General features: G+C 70.1%; 5 protein-coding genes and 1 pseudogene. 1 reads left to right on the forward strand and 5 read right to left on the reverse strand.

The features are described 5' to 3' along the window. From ACZ5CZ_RS09235 to ACZ5CZ_RS09250, 4 genes are all read right to left on the reverse strand, one after another. On the reverse strand, positions 1 to 1,170 hold the full coding sequence (locus ACZ5CZ_RS09235) for an endonuclease/exonuclease/phosphatase family protein (protein ID WP_468940722.1): 1,170 nt from the start codon (positions 1,168 to 1,170) through the stop codon (positions 1 to 3). Continuing rightward, entirely contained in the window at positions 1,167 to 2,258 is a 1,092-nt protein-coding gene (locus ACZ5CZ_RS09240) for a glycosyltransferase family 2 protein (protein WP_468940724.1), read from the reverse strand. Before ACZ5CZ_RS09240 ends, ACZ5CZ_RS09235 begins: the two co-directional genes overlap by 4 nt. A 54-nt stretch (positions 2,259 to 2,312) precedes the next feature. Next, positions 2,313 to 3,320, reverse strand: coding sequence for a UbiA prenyltransferase family protein (locus tag ACZ5CZ_RS09245; RefSeq protein WP_385848440.1), 1,008 nt, complete (start codon positions 3,318 to 3,320; stop codon positions 2,313 to 2,315). A gap of 101 nt (positions 3,321 to 3,421) precedes the next feature. Further along, on the reverse strand, positions 3,422 to 4,447 hold the full coding sequence (locus ACZ5CZ_RS09250) for an NAD-dependent epimerase/dehydratase family protein (RefSeq protein ID WP_385848442.1): 1,026 nt from the start codon (positions 4,445 to 4,447) through the stop codon (positions 3,422 to 3,424). A gap of 685 nt (positions 4,448 to 5,132) precedes the next feature. Here ACZ5CZ_RS09250 and ACZ5CZ_RS09255 point away from each other — a divergent pair. After that, positions 5,133 to 6,167 (forward strand): helix-turn-helix transcriptional regulator, encoded by a 1,035-nt coding sequence (locus ACZ5CZ_RS09255; protein ID WP_468940728.1) that lies wholly within the window; start codon positions 5,133 to 5,135, stop codon positions 6,165 to 6,167. A 1,046-nt stretch (positions 6,168 to 7,213) separates the two neighbouring features. Here ACZ5CZ_RS09255 and ACZ5CZ_RS09260 read toward each other — a convergent pair. Next, a pseudogene (locus ACZ5CZ_RS09260) lies at positions 7,214 to 7,378 on the reverse strand (pirin family protein); the annotation flags it as partial. Between the last annotated feature and the right edge of the window lie 280 nt (positions 7,379 to 7,658).

Raw genomic sequence — 7,658 nt, forward strand, 5'->3', positions numbered from 1 at the left:
TCAGACGGTGAACGACATGATCTGCGCCCGGTGGTCGGAGATCCCGTCCATCGGGTCGATGCGGTAGTGGTCGGCTGCGATGGAGCCGCTGAGGAAGGCCCAGTCGAGCCGCCACAGGTGGCCCCAGGAGGCCGTATAGAGGCTGCCCCCGGCGTCGGCGGCGTCCCGCATCATGCCGCGCAGGGTGTGCAGGTCCCCCATGGCCGGACTGGTGTTGAAGTCACCGGCCACCACCGTGGGCAGGGAGTTGGTGCGCAGGTCGTCGGCCAGGCCCTCGAACTGGGCCTTCCGGGCACGTTCGTTGGCGTGCATCATCCGGTACAGTCGGCTGCCCAGCGGGCTGACGCCGATGTTGATCTGGACCGGGACGTGCACGTTGTACAGGGACACGGTGTGTCCGCCGACCCGGACGTCGGTGCGCAGCACCTTCTCTTCGGCGAACCTGGTCTGCCACGGCCAGCGCCCGTGCTCCACGCCGGCGCCGGGCCCGATGCTGTGCGCGGACACCACGGGTAGCCGGGAGAGGGTGACCAGCTCGCCGCGGACGATGATGTGGTAGCCGGGGAAGTAGGTCCGCAGTTGGGCGAGTTCGTCGATGGGATCGGACGTCGCCCCGTTGTCGTGCGAGGTGATGTACTCCTGGAGGAGGTAGACGTCCGCCTTCCGCTCCCGGATGGTGCGGTAGAACACCGCCCGGCCGGTGCCGCTGCCCCAGAGCCGGGTGTTCCAGGAGACGACCCGCAGATCGGGGGTGCCGGACGGGGAGTCGTGGACGAGCACGCCCCACTGCACCCCGCAGGAGTTCCAGCTGAGGACGAGCGCGGCGACGGCGCCGGCCACGATCGTCCAGGTGACCCGGTGCGGGGGCGCGGTCCGCCGCAGCCGGCCGGCGAGGGCGGCCGCCACCAGCAGCAGCGGTACGGCCGCGTACACCAGCGGCGGCGCCAGATCCGGGAGGAGCATCAGCCACCAGCGACCCGACAGCGCCAAGTGGATCAGGGCCACGGCCAGCCAGAGCCAGGTCGCCGCCCACAGCCACCGCACTCGGCCGAGCCGCCGGGCGGCACGCCGGAACGGCCCGGGGCGGTCGGTGTCGGACGGCCGCTGCGGGCCGGCGGAGAGGCGGTCGGTGGCGGTCGGGCCGCGGCCGGTGGTGAGGTACTCGGTCACGGCAGGAGCACCCCACCGGTCTCGTCCTTCGCCCCGCGCCGCGGCGCCGGCACGCCCGGCGCCGGGCCGGCGGTGTCGGCGCGTGGCTCACGCTCGTAGAGCCGGCGGAACCCCGGGGAGATCAGCCAGTGCACCGCGCCGAAGAGGACGGCGGTGGCCACGGTGACGTTGAAGACCAGCAGCACGCCGAAGAAGGCGGGCAGGAACAGCAGGCCCTTGCGCCGCGCGACGAAGGCGTACATGCCCAGGTCGCAGAGGACGACCGCGGTGAAGGCCGCGGCAGGCAGCAGCCAGCCGAGCGGCCCCAGCAGGAGCGGTGCGCACAGCAGCAGGACGGCGGCCAGGCCGAACAGCGCGGCCCAGGACCGTGCCATGGTCTCGAACCCCTCGGCGTGCCGCTTGCGCTGGGCGTACAGCGGCACCCGCAACCGGCCCCGCACGAACATCTTGCGGATCAGGGCGAACAGTTCGTGGTCGTCGTCGTGCGCGCCGCGCATGCGGTTGGTCAGTCGTATCTCGTAGCGTTGGGACAGCCGCTCGCCGAAGTCGACCTCCTCGGTCTGCCGCAGCTGCGGGTTGAAGCCGCCGATCTCGTGAAAGATCTCGGCGCGCATCGCGCAGATGGCGGAGATGAGGAAGCTGACCGAACCCTCGGAGTCGTAGCGCCAGTAGTAGGCCTGGAGGCAGCGGGCCTCCTCCACCAGGCTGTCGCGGATGAGCGGTTCGGGTTCGTACATGCCGCAGACGGCGCCCAGCTCCGGGTCGGCCAGCAGCTGCTTTACGGCCTCGGTGATCGCGCCCTGGGCGAGGGCGACGTCGGAGTCGAGGAACATCAGGATCTCGCCGGAGGCGTGCTCGACACCGAGGTTGCGGGCGACGGCGGAGCCGCCGTTGGCCGGCGTGCTCAGCACGGTGATGCCGGGCATCGCCCGGGCGGTGGCCAGGGAGTCGTCGGTGCTGCAGTCGTCGACGACGATGATCTCCTTGTTCGGATAGTCCTGCTCGAGCGCGGAGCGGATGGAAAGACCCAGGGTGCGGCTGTAGTTGTAGTTCGGGATGATCACTGACACCAGCGGTGTGCCGGACATGGCGGTGCCTTCCTCGGAAGCGGTGGTCGGTGCGGGGCGGACGGCCTGAAGACGTCAGGCCGGGCCGGGCAGGAGCACGATCAGTACGGCCCACAGCAGTCCCACGGCCATCAGCACCCGGTCGCTGAGCAGCAGCCGGACCGGGTCGCCGCCACCGCCGTGGACGAGGACGACCTGGAGGTAGCGGAACAGCGCGAAGACCGCGCAGGGCACCGTCACCAGGATCAGGGCGATCGCGGCCGGGTGGGACGGCGGGACGAACAGATGGACGACGTAGATCATCACCGACAGGCTGGCGCTGACCACCACCATGTAGTCGAGCAGTTGGGTCGTGTAGCCGGTCAGCGCCGGGCGGTGCGCGCTGCCGCTCTCGCTCAGTTCGCGTCGGCGCTTGCCCAGGGCGAGCACCAGGCAGAGCGTGAAGACGCACATCAGCAGCCAGGCGGACGGCGTCAGGCCCGGTGCCAGGTAACCCTCGGCGCCGCGCAGCACGAACCCGCCGGCGAGCGCGAACACGTCGACGATCGGCAGGTGCTTGAGGCGGAAGCTGTAGGCGACGTTGAGGGCGACATAGACAGGCACTGGCCAGAACCGGTCCACGCCGCCGAGCAGCACCCCGGCGACCTGCACGGCGGCCAGCACACCGAGCGTCACCCAGGCGGACCCGGCGCTCAACTCGCCGGCGGCGAGCGGCCGGTGGCGCTTGACGGGGTGCAGCCGGTCGCGTTCGCGGTCCACCAGGTCATTGAGTACGTACACGCTCACCGAGGCGGTGATGAACAGGGCGACGGCGACGCCCACGGCACGCAGCGCCGACGGGGTCACCGGTCCGGTGAGCAGCACCGGCAGGGCGACGACGAAGATGTTCTTCACCCAGTGCTTGGGCCGGGCGAGCGCGACGAAGGCGCGTACCGGTCCCCGCCGGTACGGCAGAGGATCAGGTGGCAGCAGATGCGGCGCGGGCGGCGCGGACACGGCGCCCGGCGGCGGGCCGACGGCGAGCTGCGAGGGTGCGGCACCCTCGGTGGGGGAGGGGCGGGGGGCGGAATCCGCAACGGACATGGCTCTCCTAGAAGTGGGAGGCGCGTCGTGAACGGTGGTCCGGGAGTAAGGAGGCGTCACCGGGCGCGGCGGCGGAGGGAACCCGCGGCGGATGGGCGCCATCAGAACAGCGCCTTGCCGAGGGAGAGGGCGCCCTGCTTCCAGGGCGCACGGCTGGTCCGCCCGGTCGGGGCGCCGTGGCTGCGGGCGTGCTCGCGCCGCCACCAGTCGAAGGTGCGCAGCAGCGCCTCGCGGTTGGAGTACCGGGGACGGAAGCCGAGCACCTCGGCCGCGCGCTCGGTGGAGACGTAACTGTCCACCTGGAGCTTCTGGAGCAGCCTGCCGTAAACGGGGGACAGCCCCGTCCGGCTGAGCACCTTGAGCACGGCCACGGCGGGTGCGGTGGGGAGGGCGACCACGCGCTTGCCGTGGCCCGCCGCGTCGAGCACGGACTGGAAGTCCTGGCGCAGCGTGCGGAACTCGGTGGCGGCGATGTTGAACGCCGTGTTGACAGCGTTGTCGTCCGGATGGGCCGCCGCGGCGACGACCGCGTCGACCAGGTCGTCCACGTCGAGCATCTGGGAGCGCACGTCACCACCGCCCAACATGGGGAAGTTGTGGCCCTCGTGCGCCCATTCGAAGAGCATGGCGAACAGGCCGAGCCTGCCCGGTCCGACGAAGGTCTTGGCGCGCAACGCCGGTATCACCATGCCGGCCGCGCGGAACTCGGCCACGACCTCCTCCGCCGCGGCCTTGGAGCGGCTGTACGGGTCACAGGGCCTCGGGGGGTGCACCTCCGGCGTCGGCACGGTCCTGGGCACGCCGTACACGGCGGCGGAGGACAGGTGGATGACGCGGGGCACGTCCGCGTCCCGGCACCCGGTGAGCAGGGTGCGGGCGCCGTCCACGTTGATGGAGCGGATCTCGTGCTCGGCGTACGTGGGCAACGCGGTCGCGCTGTGCACGACCAGATCGGCTCCCCGTACCGCCTTCCCGACGGCGGCGGGGTCGCGGATGTCGCCCTCGATCCACTCCACGTCCGGGTGGGCGGCGGCGGGCGGGAGCAGGTCCAGGCCGACAACCTGACGGCCGTCCCGGGCGAAGCGGTCGACCAGGGCGGTGCCGAGCATCCCGGCTGCCCCGGTCACGACGACGCGGCTCACCGCGCGCCGGCCCGGCCGGTGCGGGCGGTGGACAGGTGCCTGACGGTCCGAGGCGTTCGCCGTCGGCTTCGAACCGGGATGGGGGAACCATGCAAGCGGGACATGCAACACCTCTTCGCGGGAGTGTGTCGTACGGCGGGGAGCGGCAGTCCGTGGGAGCCTCGCGCAGGCACGGCCTCGTTGCCGTGGGGAGGGTGCTCCTCGCGCCTGCCGCGCAGGAGAGGGCGGACGTCGCAGCGGGGGTCTGCCCGCGCCGACCGGCTGGGTCCTGCCCGGGGCGGCGGCGCCCGCATCGTTGCGGGGGGCCCGGGGCGGAGGGTCCGCGGGTCACGTCCATGTCGCGCTGTTCACTGGTCGGTGTGCCGGTCAGTCGCCGGTGGCGCTGACGGCGCCGGTACGGAGCGCGGCACGGGCGCTCCGGGCGCGGGCGGCGCGGACTACCGGTCGGTGGCCGGTGCGGTACCGGGCCGGGGGCTGCCTCCCGGTCGGCCACCCCAGGCGGTGTCGTGTGAGGCAGAGAATTCGCTCTGCGGACGACAGGGAACACACATTGTGGAGACCCTTTGATCGGCTGATGTCCTACAGATCATCGTTTCCGGCTCAAGTGAATGTACAGTGATCCTGGCTGCATCTTGATGCATGCAGCAAATGCCCTCACGGAAGGCGAAAAGTGTCGACACCAGATTCTGAGGACGGGAAACTGGAGCGCATCCAGGCGCAGGTATACGAGCGGGCCCGACGGAGAGGCGGCGTTGACGTGCGGGACGCGGCTCAGGAACTCGGAATTCCGGTGAAGGAGGCGGAGGAAGTACTGAAAAATTTACGTTCCCTTCATCTATTGCGTGCCGTCGGCGGTGCGGACGTTCCCGCCGAGCCCCCGGACGAGCGGATGGAGGCGGTGCCCGCCGAGCTGGCCTTCGGGCTGCTCACCGGCGACTTGGAGCACTCGCTGCGGGAGGCCCTGGACTGCCTCGGGTCGGCGCGTCGGGGTGTGGCCGGCCTGCGGGCGGTGTTCCAGACGCTCACCCTGGAGGGCGGGAACGGCGACGGACCGCTGCGCATCCCGGACGTCGGCACGGTCAACGAGCTGATCGAGGAGGCCGCTTCAGCCTGTGTGGAGGAGGTGCTGACCTGCCAGCCCGGCGGTGGGCGGCCGGCGCACCTGCTGGAGGAGGCGATCGACCGCGACCTGGCGATGCTGGGCCGGGGCGTACGCATGAAGGTGCTCTACCAGCACGCGGCGCGGCGGGACCGGCCCACCCAGGCGTATGTGGAGAAGGCGGTGAGCCACGGGGCGCAGGTGCGCACCCTGGCAGACCTGCCGCCGCGTTTCATCGCCTTCGACCGCTCCGTCGCCTTCCTGGCGGACGAGGAGGCGGCGGAGGGTGCGACCGTTGTGACCCAGCCTTCGACGGTGCGTTTCCTCTGCCGTGTGTTCGACATGACGTGGACCCACGGAACACCTTTCCCGTCGAATGCGGAAAACAGTGCGCTGGCCGAGGGTGTTCAGCGGTCGATTGTCAGGATGCTGGCTGACGGTATGCGTGACGACATGATCGCGCGGCGCCTCGCGATATCAGTGCGCACCTGCCGCAAGCACATATCAGAGATCATGCAGCGATTTGATTCCGAGACGCGTTTCCAGGCCGGTTTCGCGATCCGTGAATTTGTGGACGCGGAAGCCCTTGAAGCGCCGTCGGAATAGGGGTGCGGTCGGCATTCCGAATCATGGGAGCGCTCCCATATGACATCGTAGCGCAACGGCACGGTCGTTGGCCACCCTGGGACTCGGCACCGGGGCGCACGGGCCGGTCGCAGACGGGTCGTGGACCACACGCCCGTCGCCCCGGCGCGGGTGACTGCCGTGCGTTCGCACCCCGCCGGTCGACCGACGGCCCCCTGGCGCTCGTGCCCCTCAGGGGCCGCATGGCCAGCTGCACGGTGTTCGGGCGGAATCGGCTCTGCCGCCTACGGTCTGTCCGCCGGCCGAGGGCCTTTGGGCGAGCACGAGGACGGTGACGGTCCCAAGCCGGGTGCAGCAGTCCGGGTCCGTGAGCCAGAACCTCAAGCGGAGCCTGTGACCCTCGCTCGGTCAGAGGCGACTGGATCGATTCTGCTTACGACGTTTGGGTGAAGCGGTGCGTCTGCGCCGCTGTGGTGGAAAAGACGGATAGCGTCCATCGTTCATCCGGAAGGTCGTCATGAAACGCACCCGCCTCGTAGGTCTGGCCGTCGTGACGGCCCTCGGCGTCGGCGCAGGAGTCGCCGCTGTCGTTCCACTGGCGTCTGGCCAGGCAAGCGCTCAGGGGGCCGCCGTAACGCACGTGGTCACAGGAGGGGCACGGCTGGGGCCTGGGCAGACCGGTTTCGCCCAGACCGGTGAGTGCCCGCCCGGGGAACTGGTTACCGGGGGCGGCAGTTTCGTCTCATCGAGCACCGGCAACGCGGACAGCACCTTCGTCCTGAGCCGCAGTAGCCCTCGGTTCCCCCGTGATGGTCTGCCCCTGCAGTGGTCGGTCGCGGGCAGGAACACCGGTAACTTCCCGGTGGACATCACTGTCTTCGGCCTGTGCTCCGAAAGTATCCTCGGCGCTGCGGTCAAGGGGTCGAGTGCGAGCCTGCCGCCGGTCCCGCCCGGGAAGTCACCTGGCACACACTGACCGCGGAGGCATCGTGTGGCCATGCGCACACTGCAACGGGATCACCTGATGATGAGGTTCTGTCCGGCGGATCATGTGGACTCCCCTCGTGTCAACGCACCCTTCCGCGCGGTTTCAGCGGTACTTCCGGCAGCTTCGGTGCGCGCAGTGGGGCCCCGTCGTAACCCTTCACCGCGCCGAAGCGGACGCCGTTCATCCAGTCCTCCCGCGCCCGTTCGATCTCGTCCTGGGAGCGGGCGACGAAGTTCCACCACATATCGCACTACGCCGCTGTTTCCGCAGGTCAATGACCTGCGCGACTGCTCCTGGTCAGCAAAAGGTCAGCATCAGGCGCGAGGAGTCGATCGGGCGTGGCGCGGGATTCGTTGGTTCGGGGGATGGGCTCGTTCTTCAAGGAGTGCGAGCATCCGCGGTCTCGGTGGTCGAAGTGCCCCCACCCTTAGACGTCATTTCAGTTGGCGTGATCTTGCGGCAGTCTGGGGTGATGACTGCTGCGCTTGTCGAGCGGATGGCGCCGGAAGAACTGTGGACGTTGT

Source organism: Streptomyces sp. NPDC031418 (assembly GCF_055581605.1).